The organism is Lelliottia jeotgali (genome assembly GCF_977070485.1).
The window spans coordinates 58,968-75,198 of record NZ_CDRVFO010000016.1; the positions used below are offsets into that span (position 1 = coordinate 58,968).

Here is a 16,231-nt window from a genome sequence, read left to right on the forward strand (position 1 = left end):
GCAAGAGGAGGGTGCACACAGCATGCAGCAGCCACGGCCGACATTTCTCTACTTGCCCAGGGCCGTCAGGCCGCGCGCAAATCATCCGCTCGGATGTACGCCCAATCCAAGGCGCAAGAGCAATGCCCCATGCCATTTCTGGCACTGACCGCTTCTACTCGAAGGCAGATGAAGCGAGAAGCGTGCCAATGTACGCAAACCGCCAAAGCCGGGCTGTTCAAGCCCAGCCGGGCATTGCAAGGGCAGGACAGTGATCCGGGAAGGTGCAAGTCAGGAGCGCACGGCGCTATTAAAGTGCGCAATGATGAGTCGGCCTGGTGCTCACTAATTCATTAAATTGGCCACAATCACCTATCTAGACTGTATTCGATCAGTTGGCACGCCCCCTGCTAGGGCACAGTCGAGTAGAAGCGGTCAGTGCCAGAAATGGCATGGGACATTGCTCTGGCGGCATCACGCCGCACACCCGGCAAGGGTGGCGCCACGGTTTGCAACGTGGCCAGAGGAGAGGTCTGTCCGCTGAATCCCTTGCTGGTGAACCTCACCGACCTCGACCCAAGGGATGCACATGAAACTCAACCCTCTTGCCTGCCTAAGCTACTGCTTCCTGCCCCTCTGCGCCCTGGCCAGTTCTGGCGCGCAGGCTGGCCCGCTGATGTGGTACGACAACAGCCTGAGCTATCTGTACGGCCACAACTACAAAGTCGACGGCACCGGCAGCGACATTCAGCAGACCGTCACCTTCGAACACGCCAGCGGCTGGACCTGGGGGGATGTGTTTATGTTCGTCGACAACAAGTGGTCCAACGGCTTGTCGGGCAATGACGGGCATAGCTACTACGGTGAGTTCTCCCCGCGGTTGTCGCTGGGTAAGGTCAGCGGTCAGAACCTGCGTTTTGGCATCGTCAAGGACGTACTGATTGCCGCTACCTACGAGCGCGGCGAGGGGCGCACTCGCAGATACCTGTTGGGGCCTGCCGTGGACTTGACTATCCCGGGGTTCGATCGCTTCTCGCTCAATACCTATTACCGCAAGCCTGACGGGATTACCGGCAAGGCATCGGGGCAATGGCAGATCAACCCGACCTGGGCAATGACCATACCGCTAGGGCGATCGGACATCCTGTTTGACGGATACCTGGAGTGGTATGTGAATGACGTTGGCAGCAAGGGCACGTCGGATTACGTGGCCAAGAGTTTCCACTTCAATCCGCAGTTCAAGTACGACGTGGGCAAGGCCCTCGGCCACACGCCGAAGCGCCTTTATGCAGGGCTGGAGTGGGATTATTGGTCGGACAAGTACGGGATCGAGGATAGCCACGGATTCCCGACAGATCAGAATGCGGTGAGCGTGTTGGTCAAGGCGCATTTCTAAGAAATTAGTTTAGAAAGCCTCCATATATCATTGTTTTTTAGGGAAATGGAGACCGAGCGTCGTCTGTGCGACGCTCGATGCCTGCCACCGCAAAAACGATAATGTTCGATTATCGGGCGTTAACTCCCTTCAACCACTCAACATTGTCCTCTGCATGCCGAACGTAATGGGTAGTACATCCCACTGCCACCCGGATATGTCCTCATGCGCCTGCGCCATCTCAACATCGCTACCCGCTCTTACCTGAGTTTCAGCCTGATCGCCGCCCTGGTCGTAGTGCTCGGGCTGTTTTCCATCAACAAGATCTCCAGCATGCGCGAAGCCGTGGTGTACACCGAGCAGGTGACCAACGTTGGCACCCGCTACCTGGGTGAGGTCCGCAGCCACATGCTGGGCCTGCGCATCATCACCCTGCGCATGGCCATTGCCCGCGAGCCCGCGCAGCTGACGCCGACCCTGGCGCGCCTGGAGGTGCTCAAGGGCCTGCTCGACAAAGGTGTCGAGGGCTACGGTGCGGTAGTGCCGGCGGCGGGCAAGCCGGCTTTTGCCGAGATGCAGCGGTTGATCGACCAGTACCGTGTGCTGCTCGATCAATACAAGGGGTTGTCCGAGCAAAACCAGGTACCGCAGATGCAGGCGATGCTCAGCGGCGCCATGCAGGACATTTCCAACCGGATAGGTGAGCTGTACGACAACCTGGTCAAGTTCAGCAGCGACACCGCCGAACAGCACACCGCCCATGCCCGCGCCGAGTACCAGCGCGCCCTTTACCTGACCTTCGCTGTGATCGGCCTGGTGCTGGTGCTGACCATCGGCCTTGCCTGGTTGCTGACCCGCAGCATCGTCAGTCCGCTGCGTGAAGCCATAGGCGTGGCACAGAACATTGCTGAGGGCGACCTTTCCCACACCGTGCATGCCACTGGCCGCGACGAGGCGACCCAGTTGATGCATGCCCTGGCGGCCATGCAGGCCAGCCTCAAGGATGCCCTGCGGCTGATCGGCGATTCTTCTCATCAGCTGGCCGCGGCCAGCGAGCAGATGTCGGCGATTACCCAGCAAACCTCCCGCGACCTCAACCGCCAGAACGACGAGATCCAGCAAGCCGCCACCGCCGTCACGCAGATGAGCGTCGCGGTGGAAGAGGTGGCGCGCAACACCGTCAGCACCTCCGAAATCTCGCGTCAGTCCGAAGACGCGGCGCGCCGCGGTCGTCAGCGGGTGGGTGAGGCGATCAGTTCGATCGGCAAGATGAGCCAGGATGTGCATGAGGCGTCGCGGCAGATCGAAGCACTGTCGGTGCAGTCGCAGGAAGTGGGCAAGGTACTCGATGTGATCGGTGCAATTGCCGGGCAGACCAACCTGCTGGCGCTCAACGCAGCGATCGAGGCGGCGAGGGCGGGTGAAGCGGGCCGCGGCTTTGCCGTGGTGGCTGATGAAGTCCGCGCGCTGGCGGCGCGTACCCAGAGCTCGACGCTGGAGATCGAGGAAATGATCAACGCCATTCGCAGCGGCACGGCGCGGGTGGTGGAGTCGATGCACAGCAACAGCCAGCAGGTGGGGCATACCCTGCAGGTGGCTGAGCTGGCCGGGCAGGCACTGGATGAGATCACCGATGGCGCGACCACGATCCACGAGCGCAATCTGGTGGTGGCCAGTGCCACTGAAGAACAGGCACAAGTGGCTCGAGAAGTCGATCGTAACCTGTTGAATATTCGTGATCTTGCCGTGCAGACCTCCGAGGGCGCAGACCAGATCAGCACGGCTAGCCAGGAGCTGGCCAGCTTGTCGATTGGCTTGAACGGGATGATGAAGCGGTTTCAGCTCTGACAAACGAAGGATGATGGTCGACATGAGTCGAACCATATGCTGACCCATTGGTCAGGATAATTACCTATCCAGCATCATTGAGGTCAGCATGCACACTTACAACCTGACGTACCTGTTCAAGGGCGAACCGCGTGACCAACGGTTCGAGCTCAAGCAGCCCGGGCTTTCGCCTCATGAAGCAGCGTTGCACTTGATCCTGTTGCATTACGGGGATGGCGAGAACAGCCTGGTGATGCCTGCAGCAGACGCCTCCCCGACGGAGATTCTGCAGCAGGCCAGATCGCTTGAGATTACCCGGGTCGAAGTACATCCTGGCGAGTAGGCCCTGTGAGCGGGTTACGGGAGAGCAGGGTGGTCAGCCTGCCTTCAACCCGGCCAGCTGCTGCTGAAGCTCGGCCAGCAACCGTCGACCCGCTGCTTCCAACAGGTCACCATACTGAGCGATGGCATTGCACTCCCGACAGGTGACAATCGATTTTCTGTGGAGCCTGCCCGGCTTTACCAAATCTTGCCCATCGCACTCGAGGCATTTCAGGGTGACACTCATGATCTTCCTCTCCATGGAACACGCGCAGGATCCTTCATCGCGCTTTTGAGTCGGCCGGCAATGATGATGCGGTACATGGAGTGGTCAAGTGGGTAAAACGTTCATTCCGGGGGCAACTAAAACAGGGCGGCGCCTTCAAAAGTTGCCGGCGGACGCCCTGCACGTCCCTAAACCCCCAACAGAATCGGAGATCGCGAAGTGATTGACCATCTGGACCACCTGGTGCTGACCACTGTCGATGTCGACGCTTGTAAAGACTTCTATACCCGCGTGCTGGGCATGCGCTTGGAGACCTTCGGCCAAGGCCGTTTGGCGTTCTGCTACGGCAATCAGAAGATCAATGTTCATGTGCGGGGGCATGAGTTCGAGCCAAAAGCCCATCTGCCTGTTCCGGGAGCATTGGATTTGTGCTTCATCGCCAGTGTCAGCCTCGAAGAGGTTATCGCGCAGCTTGAAGGTCAGGATTGGCCAATTATTGAGGGCCCGATTCAGCGAACCGGTGCGACAGGCCCTATCCGTTCCGTGTACGTACGCGACCCGGATCTCAACCTCATCGAGATTTCCGAGCAGTTGTGACTGGACGTGGCAGTGGTTGAGGACGGCCTCACCAAGCGTGACGAGACCAACGCCCGGCAAGGGTTAGAAGCGGTTGAAAGGGTCGCTGGAATAGCGCAGTAGGAAACCGCTTTGGCGGCAGTGGGCATTTTCGGCCCCTTCGCCGCCAGGCGGATGCAGACAATTTGCGTGGCTTACTTGATCAGCGGCACACCACTGAGCTTTTGCAACTCGTCGAAGTCGATGTCAGCGCAGATCTCTACCACTTTCAGGCCGTCGGATGTCACTTCCAGCACGGCCAGGTCGGTGTAGATGCGGCTGACGCAACCGATGCCGGTCAGCGGGTAAGTGCACTCAGGCACGATCTTGCTTTCGCCTGACTTGGTCAGGTGGTCCATCATCACGAACACCTGGCGCGCGCCGGTGGCCAGGTCCATCGCGCCGCCTACGGCCGGGATCGAACCTTCGGCGCCGGTGTGCCAGTTGGCCAGGTCGCCCTTGACCGACACCTGGAAGGCGCCCAGTACCGCGATGTCCAGGTGGCCGCCACGCATCATCGAGAAGGAGTCGGCGTGGTGGAAGAAAGCCCCACCGGTGAGCAGGGTCACGTGCTGTTTGCCGGCGTTGATCAGGTCATCGTCTTCCTCGCCCGGCGCCGGGCTCGGGCCCATGCCCAGCAAGCCGTTTTCGCTGTGCAGAAACACTTCCTTGTCGCCCAGGAAATTGGCCACCAACGTGGGCGCACCGATGCCCAGGTTCACGTATGCGCCTTCCTGGATGTCCGCGGCCACGCGCTGGGCCATCTGGGTGCGGGAAAGTTTTGTGGTAATGGTCATGGCAGGCCTCAGACAGCGTTGGCAATCGAAGAAGCAGCAGCGCCGGTAACGGCGACCACGCGCTGCACGAAGATGCCCGGGGTGATGATGTGTTCCGGGTCCAGTTCGCCGAGTTCGACGATCTGGTCGACCTGAGCGATAGCGGTCTTGGCGGCCATGGCCATGATCGGGCCGAAATTACGCGCGGCCTTGCGGTAGATCAGGTTGCCCCAGCGGTCACCCTTGTACGCCTTGATCAGCGCGAAGTCGGCGTGCAGCGGCATTTCCAGCACGTACTGGCGGCCATCGATCTCACGGGTTTCCTTGCCTTCTGACAGCAGAGTGCCGTAGCCGGTCGGCGAGAAGAATGCACCGATGCCCGAGCCCGCTGCGCGGATACGTTCGGCCAGGTTACCTTGCGGTACCACTTCCAGCTCGATCTTGCCGGCCCGGTACAGTTCGTCGAAGACGTAGGAGTCGGACTGGCGCGGGAAGGAGCAGACCACCTTGCGCACGCTGCCGGCCTTGAGCAGGGCGGCCAAGCCAATCTCGCCATTGCCGGCGTTGTTGCTGATGATGGTCAGGTCGCGGGTACCGGTATCGATCAGAGCATCGATCAGCTCGGACGGCATGCCGGCAGTGCCAAAACCACCGACCATGATGGTCGACCCGTCGGTGATGCCTTCCACCGCGCTGGCGATGGACTCATACGTTTTATTGATCAAAGCGAGCTCCTGGTTGTTCCTGGAGTATGGGTTGTGGCCCTGCCTGGCGCGCCCTTTGACATGGGGGCCAGTCAGCGCTTGGGAAATGTTTGCTGACTGTGCTAAGCGTGCCGCAAGATCGGGCACAAGTAGAGAGGGGGGAAGCGGATGGTGTGCGATTATCGAACTATTGTGCGGTCTACGAGCGGGTCTTTTACGCTGTGGTTCATTTCATTGAGCATTTGATCAATGGCGGCGGGCCAGGGCCTCGCTGCCATTGATGTACTGTCGCGCCTAGCTTCAGTCTTTTTTGATCGGGCCGCTCAGAAAGACGTCATCAGTTACTGGCTCTAGCCAATCCACGGCCTTGCCATCGAGCAACTCATTGATCGCAACGTGCTGCATGGCCGTGGTATCGGTCGCGCCGTGCCAGTGACGTCGACCACAGTTGCACCAGACCAGATCGCCCTTGCGGATCTCGGTCTTTGGTCCATCCTCGCATTGCGTCCAACCCACGCCATCGGTAACCAGCAGGGCCTGGCCGAGAGGGTGGGTGTGCCAGTGGGTACGAGCATTCGGCTCAAAGTTGACCACCGCAACGCCAACGCGAGCAGGGGCTGATGCCGTAAAGACTCTGTCGATGCGCACGCGGCCGGTGAACCATTGCGCAGGCCCTTGGATGGCCTTGGCCGCGTCAGCACGGTGAATCTCCATGCCGGTATTGGAAAGGCTGTTTTCTGCCATGGTGGTTGAACCTCTCAAAGAATCTGGTTGAGAGAACTGTAGCGGCCGCGCTTTAATCCGAATATTGGCAAAATCAAGAAATCGGTTTGAAGCTGGGCTTAACAATGAAGGCAGGCAATCTGAGCGATCTGGCGGTTTTCGTGGCCGTGGCCAGAGAGAGTAATTTCACCCGAGCGGCGGCGCGTCTGGGCGTATCACCCTCTGCCGTTAGTCAGACAATTCGAGGGCTGGAGGAGCGCCTTGGCGTGCGTCTGCTCACGCGCACCACCCGAAGCGTTACACGAACGGAAGCCGGAGAGCGGCTATTGGAAGATATCGCGCCACTGTTGGATCAAATAGATGGGCATCTTGATGCGCTGACGGCGTTCGGGCAGCACCCGTCAGGGACGGTGCGCATCACCGCTGACGAATTCGCAGCAAGCCACGTTCTTTGGCCGAAGCTACAACCGGTAATCGAGTCTTATCCTGACATCACGGTTGAATTGATGACTGATTACGGCCTGACGGATATCGTCGCCGAACGACTAGATGCAGGGGTGCGCCTGGGCGGCATCATCGATGCTGACATGGTGGCGGTGCCAATCGGGCCGCCCATGCGTATGGTTACCGTAGCCTCACCTGCCTACCTGAAGCGTTACGGCGTACCCCAGCGGCCTGAAGCATTGATGGCCCACCGGTGCATCAATCTGCGGTTGCCGACGCACGGCGGGCTTTATCCCTGGGAGTTCAGCAGCGATGGCCAGGATTTTCGCGTCCGGGTGCAAGGGCCCCTGGTCATGAACAGCTCGCTGCAGATACTCGATGCCTGTTTGGCTGGGGTAGGGTTGGCCCAGGTGACCGATGCGCACGCGCAGGCGTACATCAACAGCGGCGCGCTAGAAGAGGTATTGGGTGAATGGTCAGAATTTTTCCCAGGCTATCATCTTTATTACCCTACACGCCGGCAGCAAACGGCTGCCTTCAAGGTGGTTCTGGAAGCACTCCGGGGCGAGGCGGTTCCTACATGAGGTCAGTACCTTCTCCGGTTCTTCAGTGCCGGGAGAATTCGATCCTTACGTTGCCGTGCCCGAGCACCTGAACCAGGCCATCGGGGTTTTCAATCTTCCCGATTCGCGTGTAGGAGTAGGGTGTCTGGAACGTCTTGTAGAACACCACGAGGGTCTTCGATCCATAGAGCATGAGGTCCCCAGCGGTGATCATCCCTGGGGCTTTGGGATTCCTGGGAAGGGACACCATGAGATCCGCATGCTTTTCGTTGCTGTTGAGGTCGGTCATTGCGAGCGTCAGGGGTGCCAACGAGGCGAAGGCACGACCCGTTTCGGTGTCATCCAGTGTGATCGTATAAAGATGCTCGCCTACTGCCATCTGCATATGGGGGGTCCGCTGCTGTAAATTCTCTTCGCCAATCCCTACCGTTCGAGGATCAGCTGCGCTGGCCGTGTTTGCTTGCGCCAAACCCAACACTGACAATCCGTACACCAAAACAAGGGACCGCAGGCTAGCCCATCGAGAGGGCGCGGGTTTTTCGACTGTGAGCAGTAAAGACCTTCTGGGGATGTTCCTTGTCATTGCATATCCTTGCATCGCGAATTGGACGGTTTCCTGAGCGCTGGGCTCAGGGCACGCTGGGTGTGGAGGCAGCTGATCTTTCCGCGCTCAGGCGCAGTTCTGCGATATCGCGCTTTGGCGGTGTGCCGAACTGGCGCCCGTACTCGCGGCTGAACTGCGAGGGGCTTTCATAGCCGACCTTGAAGGCAGCGGTGGCGGCATCCAGATGCTCGTTGAGCATCAACCGTTTCGCCTCGTTCAACCTCAGCCATTTCTGGTATTGCAGCGGGCTCATAGCGGTCAGCTGGCGGAAATGCTGGTGGAAGGTCGAGAGTCCCATCTGCACTTGGGAGGCCAGCTCGTCCACTCGCAGCGGCGCGGCGTAGTTCAGCTTCATCCAGTCGATGGCCTTGGCGATTCGGTGGCCCTTGCTGCCCACGGAGGCGATGTAGCGCAGGAGGGGGGCCTGGTCACTCAGCAGCAAACGGTAGTGGATTTCCCGCTGAATGAGTGGCCAGAGCACAGGTATCGCATCGGGCTCCTCGAGCAGCTCGATCAGGCGGCTGAAGCTCTCCAGTAACTTCGGGCTCAATTCACCCACCCCAGCGCTGGTGTGAAAGGTCTGACCACTCACCGCAAGACGACCATCTTGTGCGATCAGTTCCGCCAGTGTGCGCAGGTCGAGCTTGAACACCAGGCCGAGGCAAGGGGCTTGCTCACTGGCCATCGTCACCGCCGAGTTAGCGGGGATGTTCAGCGAGGTGACCAGAAAGCGGCTCGTGTCGTAGGGGAAGACCTCGCTACCGATGACCATTTCCTTTGCGCCCTGCACCACCAGCACGATACTCGGCTCGACGATACAGGTAATCGGTGGGGCCGGCGCGTTACGCCGGTAGACGCTGAGGTCCGCGATGTGTGTCGTGAAGTCGCCAGCTGTGGGCGCGTGTGCGCCGATTACCTCGCACAGCGTGGCCAGCGGGTTCGCAGGGGGGCGCGGTTGTGTGGTGGCAGGCATGGGAAGCTTCCGATGATCTTGTGAAAAACATTACGGGCGCGTTGCGTCATCTGTCCATGCCCAGCCGGTACGAACTGGAGATTTAGGCAATAAAACTACCCGTTTGCTCTACTGATGAAGCGGTTTGTGCGACGAAGATGGCTATAGGCGAGGTGGCCAGTGTGCTCAGCAGAGCATGCCCCTCGCACCATTTCCATTTCGAGCAGACAGGAATGAGTGCATGAAGTCTTTGTTCGTAGCGTTTGCCTTGATGGCCAGTTCACTCACTGCAGGAGCCGCCGATATGTCCCATGGAGCCGACAATTTCTATAAGAGTGACCTGGTATCACTCGAACGGGTGTCCTTCAAAAACCAGTTTCAGATGAATACGGTCGGCAACCTGTTCGTTCCTGAAAACCTGAAACCCAATACCCGTTATCCCGCCATCATCGTCGGCCATCCGATGGGCGCGGTTAAGGAACAAAGCGCGAATCTCTACGCCCAGAAGCTGGCAGAGCAGGGCTTCGTCACCCTGGCAATCGATCTATCGTTCTGGGGGGAAAGTGACGGGCGTCCGCGTAACCTGGTATCGCCGGACATCTATGCCGAAGACTTCAGTGCGGCGGTCGACTATCTCGGTGCTCAGGGTTTCGTTGATCGCAACCGGATCGGCGTGTTGGGCATCTGCGGCAGTGGCAGCTTTGCCATCAGTGCGGCGAAGATTGATCCTCGAATGAAAGCCATTGCAACGGTCAGCATGTACGACATGGGCGCCGCCAATCGCAACGGCCTCAAGCACGCGGTAACGGTCGAGCAACGCAAGAAGGCCATTGCTGAAGCAGCAGCTCAGCGTGATGTCGAGTTTGCCGGCGGTGACACCCTGTACACCAGTGGCACGGTCGACAAGCTGACCGAGCACTCCAATGCCATCGAACGCGAGTTTTACGACTTCTACCGCACGCCACGGGGGGAGTTCACCCCCAAAGGGTTGTCGCCGCTTCTGACGACGCATCCCACGCTGACCAGTAATGTCCGGTTCATGAACTTCTACCCGTTCAATGACATCGAGACGATCTCGCCACGCCCAATGCTGTTCATCGCGGGAGAGGGCGCACACTCCCGTGAGTTCAGTGAAGAGGCGTATCGCCTTGCCGGCGAACCCAAGGAACTGGTGATCGTACCGGACGCTGGCCACGTCGATCTCTATGACCGCGTCGCATTGATTCCCTTCGGCAAGCTGACGTCTTTCTTTGGCGAACACCTCAAGTAACTGACGCCATCGCCAGGCCCAGCCTCTGCCCTGGGCCTGGGCACCTGCGTCTTTGAAATTGTTAAACCGAGATCCGTTATGAGCAGCCCTGCAATACACCTTCAACATACAAGCCGTCAGGTCTGGAGCGCTGTCCTGGCGATGTCGCTCTGTGCCTTCGCGCTGGTGGCTTCGGAGTTCCTGCCAGTGAGCTTGCTCACTCCGATAGCGTCCGATTTGTCACTCACTGAAGGCCAGGCTGGGCAGGCCATTTCCATCTCGGGGTTCTTTGCCGTCGTCACTAGCCTGATGCTGGCGTCCATGACCCAGGGGATCGACCGTAAGCCTGTCCTGTTGGCCACGACCGCGCTGATGCTGATTTCCGGGGGGATGGTGGCATTCGCCCCGAACTACCTGACATTGATGGTGGGGCGCGCCGTGCTAGGAATCGCGATCGGTGGGTACTGGTCGATGTCCACAGCGGTGATGATGCGCATCGCACCCGAACGGCTCGTTCCCAAGGCCATTGCCGTAATGCAGGGCGGTACCGCGTTGGCTACGGCAATCGCGGCGCCGGTCGGAAGCTACCTGGGCGGCATGATTGGCTGGAGAGGGGCGTTCTTTTGCGTCCTGCCGTTGGCCGCATTGGCGTTGATGTGGCAAGCCTTCACGCTGCCAGCGATGCCGAGCGAGCGCAAGGCCGCGTCAGCAACCGGATCCCTGCGTTTGCTGGCAGACTCCAGGGTCGCCCTCGGCATGGCGGCAGTTGCATTCCTGTTCATGGGGCAGTTCACACTGTTCACCTATCTGCGGCCCTTCCTGGAAACGGTCACGCATGTGGATGTGCCCACGCTCTCGCTTCTGCTGCTGGTAATCGGCGCCGCAGGGCTGGTCGGTACGATGGTAGTTGGCACGCTCGTTGGTCGACACCTGAACCGCGTTCTTTTGGGAGTACCGTTGATCATGACTGCCATCGCTTTCGCCGTGATCATGGTCGGTAGTTGGGTCGTTCCTGTAGCTGTTTTGCTCGGTATCTGGGGGCTGGTCTCCACCTGTGCTCCGGTGGGATGGTTCACCTGGTTGGCCAAGGCATTGCCGCATCAGGCGGAGGCCGGCGGTGGCTTGATGGTCGCAGTGATTCAGTTGGCCATCACTGCGGGTGCAACTGTGGGCGGAGTGCTGTACGACGGATTCGGCTATCAAGCCACATTCCTGGCCAGCGGTGTATTTTTGCTGGTGGCAACCGCGCTAAGTACTGTCACTGATCGCAAGTTGCCAAGTACAAGTCCTACACCGCATGGAGCAAGCCAGTAAGCCGATGTGCCCGGCTTGACTTAATCGGCGGTATCCGTAGCGAATCCGATCATGCAGGTCGAGAATGGGCCCCTTGCGTCCCCTTTGACGCAATTTTGTTCTTCCTCCATCCCCTCAGGTTCATGAGGCACAGCACGACCTGCAGCACGATCAAAGCCCACGCTTGAGCGTGCAAGCCCCAGACCGACCACAGCAGGTTGCTGGCGATGAAGCAGCAGAACCCCACTTTACGCCGGCCGGGACGGCGCGAGCCTATACACCACGCTGCCAACACCGTGACAGCCATGGCGGGCCATTCCAACAAACCGATCCAGTCTTCCATCAGGCCCGATCCCAATCGTTTCGCTGCTGTTCACGCTCTGCGCAGGTCCGCAAAATTCAGCCTGCCAACGCTTTGATCAACTGCTCATTGAAGGCGGGAATATCGTCCGGCTGGCGGCTGCTGATCAGGTTGCCATCCACCACTACCTGTTCATCCACCCACGAGCCGCCGGCGTTGCGAATATCATCCTGCAAGGTCTTGTAGCTGGTCATCCGCTTGCCTTTGGCCAACCCGCTCGATACCAGCAGCCAGGCACCGTGGCAGATGACAGCCAGCGGTCTGCCTGCTGCGTCGTGGCTTTTCACCAGCTTTTGCGCGCCGGGAATCAAGCGAATCGTGTCGGAGTTCTGAACGCCGCCGGGCAGCACCAGAGCATCGTAAAGATCGAGCTGGGCACTCTCGAAAGTGGCATCCACGGCGAATTCGTCGGCGGGCTTGTCATGGTTCCAGCCACGTACCGTACCTTCCTTTTCCCCCAGGATGTCGACCACCGCGCCGCTGTTTTCCAAAGCGTCACGAGGGCCGGTCAGTTCCACCTGCTCGAAGCCGTCGGTGACCAGAAAGGCCACACGCTTACCGTTCAGTTGCGCATTCATCATTCATCTCCTTTACCGATAGACCTTCAATAGGGGCCCGCGATGGCGGGCAAAGTTCCTGCTCGATGCTCAACGGTGTGCTTAACGGCGCCTGCGTTGCGAGCGGGTGACGGCCAGCCCGGCGATGACCCCGAGGGCTGCCGCCACGACCCACAACGGCATGTCGTTGCTGGATTTCCAGCCACCGTCCACGCTGCGCCGGCCACTCGGTGGCTCGAACAGGTTGCCGGAAGAAACCTCTGCATTGGGGCTGCGGTTCAAGGCCCTGCGTGTCAGCCACCCTGAAACCAGCGCCAGGCGCGGAACGACGTAGCTCGCCAGATGAGCAAGGCGAGCGGCAGCGCCCACCGTGGTGTTGGCGCGTGGGGAGATGGCGGTAGCTACCATGGCCTTGGCTACCCGCTCCGGATCGTAGATCGGCCCGGGTGGCGTGAGCGCATGGCCGGTGTAATTGCCGCCATCCCTGAAGCCTGGAGTGTCCATGACCGCTGGATAAATGTCGCAGACGTGGATGTCTGGGAACTCCGTCAATTCTCCGCGCAGCGCTTCGGTCAGGCCGCGCAGGCCGAATTTGCTTGCCGAATAGGCCGCCGCGTAGGGCTGGGCAACCCAGCTTCCCAGGGACAGTGTGTTGATGAGGATGCCGCTGCGTTGGGCCTTGAAATAGGGAAGGGCCACGTGGGCCCCGCGCAGGTAACCGATCAGGTCGGTCTGAATGACCTGTTCATGTGCTTCCAGGGGCGTTTGCTCGAAGTTGCCCACCGCGCCAACGCCTGCGTTGTTGACCCAGATATCGATCCGGCCATGGCCAAATTCGGCCGCCTGCGTGGCCAGCGCTTGCACCTGATCGCTACGGGTGACGTCGGTGATGATTGCCACCGCGTCTGTTCCACAGTCGGTGCATTCGTCCAGAACATCGAACAACGCTTGCTCATCGCGTGCGGCGAGCACCAGCCGTGCGCCTTTGCAAGCGAAGGCATGCGCGGCAGCCCTGCCTATACCACTCGATGCGCCAGTGATGACCACGACTTTGCCGCGCAACGGGCCCTTTCCCGGAGGTTCGTCAGGCTGTGAGGCTTGCTCGATGTTGCCAGCCGTAGGTAGGAGGGTATCACTGGGTGCTATCTTCGAGAGCTGCAGTGCAGTGCCGTCGACCAGCACCAGCTTCATGCCCTCAATGGTGCCCGCCACCCGCTCCGGGAAGGCCGGTTCACCTTGCGCATCCAGACTGTCATAGATGAACTTCGTCCCTTCAAGCCATCCGACTGCCGTGAGCAGCTCGGGGCCAAGGTAGTACTTGCCGTCTTGAAAGAAGCCAGGGAACTGATGAGCGCGCTCGACGTTCTCCACGCAGTAGCGTTCGCCTGGTTTCATGCCTGTCGCTTGATCGATCATGGTAGAAACCCCTTCTCATGAATGCCTGCAATGTGTTGTGTGGCTAAGGCAGCTGAATGCTGCAGAGGCAGCAAAGTTCAGAGGAGAGGGCAGGCGGTATCAGCTAACGGTTGCGCAGCGTGTGCAGCGCTGGAGACCAGACAGCCCGATGCTCTGATTATCGAGCTGCTCGATTGCGATACCGCGCATCTGAAGTACTGGCTGAACAGCTTGGCCGCCAGCCACGCTACGGGCAGCTTGCTCTGTCAGTACCATGACCACCTCGGGCAGCAGGGTATTTAGCGCATTGCGGCACGGGAAAGTTTTGATCATGGCCTCTGTAAAGGGTTTCTTGGAACCAGCAGCGATATCACGCAGGGCATCAAGCGCGGTACGGGCCCATCCCCCTGAACACAGCAAGGGATAGTGCCAACCATTGCAAACTTATCCGGGCACTTGAATTGTTCACGTAATGAATTGTACTCGCATTTCAATACACGTGGGTAAAACTGCCCAGCTGATAGCTACTCAAGACGGCTATCGTTTCACACAAGAAATGATTAGAAAAATTTTCCTTCTTGCAGTTTTTTCGTGCCCGGTAAAACCTTGTCTTGTGACGCCGGGCCCCTCTGACGGTTAGCAGCCGCCATGTCGGAGTCATAGTTGTTTTGACTACGACTATAAAGGAGGGGCTCATGTCTGCCCTTAATGCGTTTCTCTTTCAAGACGTCCTTGGCACGGACTTGTGGCTTTGGCTTTCTTTTTTTGCTGTTGTATTGACCCTTTTGATTCTTGACTTGGGAGTCCTACATCGAGGGAGCCGGGAGATAGAAGTCAAAGAAAGCTTATTGCTGTCTGCGGGCTACATCAGCATGGGGCTTCTGTTCGCAGTCTGGGTTTACTTCCAGAAAGGAAGCGACGCCAGCATGGACTACGTGACAGGTTTCCTGATCGAGAAGTCCCTGTCCATGGATAACGTTTTCGTTATTGCGCTCATATTCAGCTTCTTGGCCATCCCTAGAGAGTTTCAACACCGAGTCCTGTTCTGGGGCATTATGGGTGTCATCGTCTTGAGGGCCATCATGATAGGTCTCGGAGCTGCGCTCATCGCGCAGTTCAGTTGGATACTCTACCTCTTCGGCGCGTTCCTGGTTTTTACTGGAATGAAGATGCTGTTCGCGCGCGTCGATCATGCGCCTGATTTGGAAAACAATCGTTTCGTCAAGTATCTGCGCAGGCATCTACGCATAACCAAAGAATTGCATGGTCAACGTTTTGTAGTGCGTTTGCCTGACCCCTCAGGTAAAAAAGTGCTATGGGTGACACCGTTATGCCTCGCCCTCATTCTCATCGAGTGTGCGGATTTGGTTTTTGCTGTTGATAGCGTACCTGCGATTTTTGCTATCACACAGGATCCGTTCATCGTCTACACGTCAAATATCTTTGCTATTCTCGGCTTGCGAGCACTTTACTTTGCATTGGCCGCCATGATAAATCGCTTCGCTTACCTTAAGTACGCCTTGGCTTTAGTGCTTGTCTTTATCGGCGCTAAAATCTTTCTTCATGACATCGTTGGTAAAGTGCCAGCTGAAATATCTTTGAGCGTTACAATTGGCCTTCTGGTTGGCGGGGTCTTGCTTTCGCTTTGGAAAACCAGAGAGCCCGAAAAAGCTCAGTAGATCACCCGGGGCTTTCGAACGGCTGCGCTATGGTGCTTCCGTAATTTGCCGGCAAAAGAAAGCCCGCTGCTAGGCGGGCAAGGTCTATCACACATAGGGGTAGCTTTAGGTTCGCTCGAGCCCTGTGAAATTTAAGTGAAAGAAAAGTCCCCGCAATGTGATGCCCGATAAACAACGGCTCGGTTCACAGGGCAGCTGAAGATGAGGCGATCAAATCACTGAAAACCTCATCCGGCACGCCAAACACCCCTGTCACGCCGGTCTTCCCACAGTTACCTGCAGGCAAAGGCCTTTGCCCCGAAAGGTTTTGATCTCGACCGGCGCCTGCAAGGCCTTCAGTAGCTTTCTCAGATAGCAAATCTGCACGTCGATGATCTTGGTACCAGGATCGAACTGGTACCCCCAGATTTCTCTGTAAATCGTCGGTCTGCTCACGACATGCCCTTGGTTGCGCAAAAGCAATGTCAAAATCCGGCTGGGCGTAGCTTTGACGGGGAAGTGAAGCTGATTGAAGCTCACCACACGGCGGCTGACGTCCACCGTCAGCATCTTAGCTGGCGCCTTCAAGACTCGCAGGCCATCGGAAAA

Annotated in this window: 18 protein-coding genes; 8 read left to right on the plus strand and 10 right to left on the minus strand. The window is 58.5% G+C overall.

Annotated features, from left to right (window positions below; genetic code table 11):
• The first annotated feature begins 568 nt into the window (after positions 1–568).
• From ACW4TB_RS21380 to ACW4TB_RS21390, 3 genes are all read left to right on the plus strand, one after another.
• On the plus strand, positions 569–1,375 hold the full coding sequence (locus ACW4TB_RS21380; RefSeq protein ID WP_279931558.1) for an outer membrane protein OmpK: 807 nt from the start codon (positions 569–571) through the stop codon (positions 1,373–1,375).
• Positions 1,376–1,579: 204 nt separating this feature from the next.
• Positions 1,580–3,202, plus strand: a complete 1,623-nt coding sequence (locus ACW4TB_RS21385; RefSeq protein ID WP_254467836.1) for a methyl-accepting chemotaxis protein — start codon at positions 1,580–1,582, stop codon at positions 3,200–3,202.
• An 88-nt stretch (positions 3,203–3,290) separates the two neighbouring features.
• A complete protein-coding gene (locus tag ACW4TB_RS21390; protein WP_279931560.1) occupies positions 3,291–3,524 on the plus strand; it encodes a hypothetical protein in 234 nt (77 codons plus the stop codon).
• A 33-nt stretch (positions 3,525–3,557) separates the two neighbouring features.
• Here ACW4TB_RS21390 and ACW4TB_RS21395 read toward each other — a convergent pair whose 3' ends face one another.
• On the minus strand, positions 3,558–3,749 hold the full coding sequence (locus ACW4TB_RS21395; RefSeq protein ID WP_039601543.1) for a hypothetical protein: 192 nt from the start codon (positions 3,747–3,749) through the stop codon (positions 3,558–3,560).
• A 198-nt stretch (positions 3,750–3,947) separates the two neighbouring features.
• On the opposite strand from ACW4TB_RS21395, the gene ACW4TB_RS21400 reads away from it, so the two are divergent.
• Positions 3,948–4,325 (plus strand): VOC family protein, encoded by a 378-nt coding sequence (locus ACW4TB_RS21400; RefSeq protein ID WP_279931564.1) that lies wholly within the window; start codon positions 3,948–3,950, stop codon positions 4,323–4,325.
• Positions 4,326–4,498: 173 nt separating this feature from the next.
• On the opposite strand, the gene ACW4TB_RS21405 is transcribed toward ACW4TB_RS21400, so the two are convergent.
• The 3 genes from ACW4TB_RS21405 to ACW4TB_RS21415 form a co-directional block, all read right to left on the minus strand.
• The gene (locus ACW4TB_RS21405; protein ID WP_012314450.1) at positions 4,499–5,140 is read right to left on the minus strand and encodes a 3-oxoacid CoA-transferase subunit B; all 642 of its coding nucleotides are present in this window, start codon (positions 5,138–5,140) and stop codon (positions 4,499–4,501) included.
• Positions 5,141–5,148: 8 nt separating this feature from the next.
• A complete protein-coding gene (locus tag ACW4TB_RS21410; protein WP_039601534.1) occupies positions 5,149–5,844 on the minus strand; it encodes a 3-oxoacid CoA-transferase subunit A in 696 nt (231 codons plus the stop codon).
• A 279-nt stretch (positions 5,845–6,123) separates the two neighbouring features.
• Entirely contained in the window at positions 6,124–6,567 is a 444-nt protein-coding gene (locus tag ACW4TB_RS21415; protein WP_254467838.1) for a (R)-mandelonitrile lyase, read from the minus strand.
• Between the two features lie 104 nt (positions 6,568–6,671).
• Between ACW4TB_RS21415 and ACW4TB_RS21420 the strand changes: the two genes are divergently transcribed.
• Complete coding sequence (locus ACW4TB_RS21420) at positions 6,672–7,574, plus strand: LysR family transcriptional regulator (protein WP_254467880.1); 903 nt, start codon at positions 6,672–6,674, stop codon at positions 7,572–7,574.
• Between the two features lie 22 nt (positions 7,575–7,596).
• Here the strand turns inward: ACW4TB_RS21420 and ACW4TB_RS21425 are convergent, their stop codons facing one another.
• Positions 7,597–7,938 (minus strand): cyclophilin-like fold protein, encoded by a 342-nt coding sequence (locus ACW4TB_RS21425; protein WP_279931570.1) that lies wholly within the window; start codon positions 7,936–7,938, stop codon positions 7,597–7,599.
• 244 nt (positions 7,939–8,182) lie between these two features.
• Complete coding sequence (locus ACW4TB_RS21430) at positions 8,183–9,130, minus strand: AraC family transcriptional regulator (protein WP_012314453.1); 948 nt, start codon at positions 9,128–9,130, stop codon at positions 8,183–8,185.
• Between the two features lie 220 nt (positions 9,131–9,350).
• Here ACW4TB_RS21430 and ACW4TB_RS21435 point away from each other — a divergent pair, with 220 nt between their 5' ends.
• Together ACW4TB_RS21435 and ACW4TB_RS21440 are read left to right on the plus strand one after the other, a co-directional pair.
• Positions 9,351–10,379, plus strand: a complete 1,029-nt coding sequence (locus ACW4TB_RS21435) for an alpha/beta hydrolase (protein ID WP_279931573.1) — start codon at positions 9,351–9,353, stop codon at positions 10,377–10,379.
• Between the two features lie 78 nt (positions 10,380–10,457).
• A complete protein-coding gene (locus tag ACW4TB_RS21440; protein ID WP_455828512.1) occupies positions 10,458–11,672 on the plus strand; it encodes an MFS transporter in 1,215 nt (404 codons plus the stop codon).
• A 49-nt stretch (positions 11,673–11,721) separates the two neighbouring features.
• On the opposite strand, the gene ACW4TB_RS21445 is transcribed toward ACW4TB_RS21440, so the two are convergent.
• The 3 genes from ACW4TB_RS21445 to ACW4TB_RS21455 all read right to left on the minus strand — a co-directional run bounded on the left by ACW4TB_RS21445 (position 11,722) and on the right by ACW4TB_RS21455 (position 13,985).
• Positions 11,722–11,994, minus strand: a complete 273-nt coding sequence (locus ACW4TB_RS21445; RefSeq protein WP_012314456.1) for a hypothetical protein — start codon at positions 11,992–11,994, stop codon at positions 11,722–11,724.
• A gap of 56 nt (positions 11,995–12,050) precedes the next feature.
• Positions 12,051–12,590, minus strand: a complete 540-nt coding sequence (locus ACW4TB_RS21450; RefSeq protein WP_042111471.1) for a type 1 glutamine amidotransferase domain-containing protein — start codon at positions 12,588–12,590, stop codon at positions 12,051–12,053.
• Between the two features lie 81 nt (positions 12,591–12,671).
• Positions 12,672–13,985, minus strand: a complete 1,314-nt coding sequence (locus ACW4TB_RS21455; protein WP_279931580.1) for an SDR family oxidoreductase — start codon at positions 13,983–13,985, stop codon at positions 12,672–12,674.
• 674 nt (positions 13,986–14,659) lie between these two features.
• On the opposite strand from ACW4TB_RS21455, the gene ACW4TB_RS21460 reads away from it, so the two are divergent.
• Positions 14,660–15,643 (plus strand): TerC family protein, encoded by a 984-nt coding sequence (locus tag ACW4TB_RS21460; protein ID WP_012314460.1) that lies wholly within the window; start codon positions 14,660–14,662, stop codon positions 15,641–15,643.
• A 252-nt stretch (positions 15,644–15,895) separates the two neighbouring features.
• Here the strand turns inward: ACW4TB_RS21460 and ACW4TB_RS21465 are convergent, their stop codons facing one another.
• A complete protein-coding gene (locus ACW4TB_RS21465) occupies positions 15,896–16,192 on the minus strand; it encodes a winged helix-turn-helix domain-containing protein (RefSeq protein ID WP_012314461.1) in 297 nt (98 codons plus the stop codon).
• Positions 16,193–16,231 lie beyond the last annotated feature (39 nt).

What these genes read in the sequence shown, in the direction of transcription:
- ACW4TB_RS21380 (WP_279931558.1), top strand. Translation starts at nt 569, where the DNA reads ATGAAACTCAACCCTCTTGCCTGCCTAAGCTACTGCTTCCTGCCCCTC.
- ACW4TB_RS21385 (WP_254467836.1), top strand. Translation starts at nt 1,580, where the DNA reads ATGCGCCTGCGCCATCTCAACATCGCTACCCGCTCTTACCTGAGTTTC.
- ACW4TB_RS21390 (WP_279931560.1), top strand. Translation starts at nt 3,291, where the DNA reads ATGCACACTTACAACCTGACGTACCTGTTCAAGGGCGAACCGCGTGAC.
- ACW4TB_RS21395 (WP_039601543.1), bottom strand. Translation starts at nt 3,749, where the DNA reads ATGAGTGTCACCCTGAAATGCCTCGAGTGCGATGGGCAAGATTTGGTA.
- ACW4TB_RS21405 (WP_012314450.1), bottom strand. Translation starts at nt 5,140, where the DNA reads ATGACCATTACCACAAAACTTTCCCGCACCCAGATGGCCCAGCGCGTG.
- ACW4TB_RS21415 (WP_254467838.1), bottom strand. Translation starts at nt 6,567, where the DNA reads ATGGCAGAAAACAGCCTTTCCAATACCGGCATGGAGATTCACCGTGCT.
- ACW4TB_RS21420 (WP_254467880.1), top strand. Translation starts at nt 6,672, where the DNA reads ATGAAGGCAGGCAATCTGAGCGATCTGGCGGTTTTCGTGGCCGTGGCC.
- ACW4TB_RS21425 (WP_279931570.1), bottom strand. Translation starts at nt 7,938, where the DNA reads ATGCAGATGGCAGTAGGCGAGCATCTTTATACGATCACACTGGATGAC.
- ACW4TB_RS21430 (WP_012314453.1), bottom strand. Translation starts at nt 9,130, where the DNA reads ATGCCTGCCACCACACAACCGCGCCCCCCTGCGAACCCGCTGGCCACG.
- ACW4TB_RS21435 (WP_279931573.1), top strand. Translation starts at nt 9,351, where the DNA reads ATGAAGTCTTTGTTCGTAGCGTTTGCCTTGATGGCCAGTTCACTCACT.
- ACW4TB_RS21440 (WP_455828512.1), top strand. Translation starts at nt 10,458, where the DNA reads ATGAGCAGCCCTGCAATACACCTTCAACATACAAGCCGTCAGGTCTGG.
- ACW4TB_RS21445 (WP_012314456.1), bottom strand. Translation starts at nt 11,994, where the DNA reads ATGGAAGACTGGATCGGTTTGTTGGAATGGCCCGCCATGGCTGTCACG.
- ACW4TB_RS21450 (WP_042111471.1), bottom strand. Translation starts at nt 12,590, where the DNA reads ATGAATGCGCAACTGAACGGTAAGCGTGTGGCCTTTCTGGTCACCGAC.
- ACW4TB_RS21455 (WP_279931580.1), bottom strand. Translation starts at nt 13,985, where the DNA reads ATGATCGATCAAGCGACAGGCATGAAACCAGGCGAACGCTACTGCGTG.
- ACW4TB_RS21460 (WP_012314460.1), top strand. Translation starts at nt 14,660, where the DNA reads ATGTCTGCCCTTAATGCGTTTCTCTTTCAAGACGTCCTTGGCACGGAC.
- ACW4TB_RS21465 (WP_012314461.1), bottom strand. Translation starts at nt 16,192, where the DNA reads ATGCTGACGGTGGACGTCAGCCGCCGTGTGGTGAGCTTCAATCAGCTT.